General features: G+C 70.5%; 2 protein-coding genes. Both read left to right on the forward strand.

The features are described 5' to 3' along the window. Positions 1-72 precede the first annotated feature (72 nt). A complete protein-coding gene (locus tag IH44_RS0139835; RefSeq protein WP_030464743.1) occupies positions 73-390 on the forward strand; it encodes a helix-turn-helix domain-containing protein in 318 nt (105 codons plus the stop codon). A gap of 206 nt (positions 391-596) precedes the next feature. Then, positions 597-1,334, forward strand: a complete 738-nt coding sequence (locus IH44_RS0139840) for an integrase core domain-containing protein (protein WP_369795056.1) — start codon at positions 597-599, stop codon at positions 1,332-1,334. Positions 1,335-1,343: the final 9 nt, after the last annotated feature.

Consider the following 1,343-nt stretch of genomic DNA (forward strand, 5'->3'; position numbering starts at 1 on the left):
CTGTCGCGCGTCAGGCTATGTGGCAGGGCTCGTTTCTTTCGGGCCCTGCTGCGCAGAGGAGTCTGATCGTTCATGGCAAGGCCAGCGGCGGTGCCGCCGGAGGAGAAGGTCCGGATCGTGCTGTCGATCCTGGCCGGTGAGATGACGGTCGCCGAGGCCGCGCGGCGGGCGAAGGTGTCCGAGCAGTCGATCGGGAACTGGAAGCGGCAGTTCCTTGAGTCCGGCCGGGCCGGCCTGGCGTCCGGGAAGTCCGGTCCCAGCAGCCGGGAACAACAACTCCAGTCCCAGATAGCGGACTTGACCCAGGCCCTGGGCGACGCCGCCGTCGAGCTACGGGTGTGGAAGAAGTCCGCGGAGGGCCGGCTGGGCCCTTCGAAGACCTTGAGGTGATCCGCGTGGATGCGGGCATGCCGACCGCGAGGTTCTGCAGGCTGATCGGCGTGCCCGAGCGGACCTGGCGCCGCCACCAAGCCCGAGCCCGCTGTGGCGCTGACCTGCGGGGACCGTGGCCGCGTCCCGCCCGGGAACAGGTGCGGGACGCCGCTCGCCGACACGCGCTCGCCCACCCGGCCTGGGGCCACCGGAAAGTCTGGGCGATGTGCCGCCACGACGGCCACGACGTGTCGCAGGCGACCGTGCTTCGGCTGCTGCGGGACGAGGACCTGCTCCTGGAGGCGAACTACCAGCGCGAACGCCGCCAGCTCGCCGCCCGGCGCAAAGCGGCCTTCGCCACCGAGCCGACCGGCCCGAATCAGGTCTGGCAGCTGGACTTCTCCGAGTTCGAGACCACCTCGGGCGGAGTCTGGCGGCTGGCCGGCTGCCGGGACTACTGGTCGAAGTACGAGCTGGGCTGGCATGTGGCGCCCACGGCGAACCAGCACGACGCGATCGCCGCGGTCGAGCTCGCCCTGGCCGAGGCCGAACGCCTGGCTGGGCACCCGTTGGTCGCCCCCGCCCCGCGCGACGCGGACGGGGCAGTCCAGCCGCTGGTCACGATCGTGACCGACAACGGCGGCCCGTTCCGCTCGTTCCGATTCGAGGCGTTCATCGCCACCCGTCCCGAGCTGCGGCACGTCCGCACCCGGGTCCGCACTCCAGGCCAGAACGGCTCCCGCGAGCGCGGCTTCGGGTCACTGAAGTACGAGAAGCTCTTCCTGGAGGAGATCCCCGACGCCCTGGAACTGGTCCGTCACGCCGAGGACTACCGGCGCGAGTACAACACCGTCCGCCCGCACGAAGCGCTGGCCTGGAACCGCCCGCACGACGTCCACACCGGAGTCGCCGACCCCCTCGTCCCCAACTTTCCCGACCCCAAAATCATGTCAGCAAGTTGAAGCGGGACA

The sequence above is a fragment of the Kitasatospora sp. NRRL B-11411 genome (assembly GCF_000721345.1).
Taxonomy (GTDB): domain Bacteria; phylum Actinomycetota; class Actinomycetes; order Streptomycetales; family Streptomycetaceae; genus Kitasatospora; species Kitasatospora cineracea.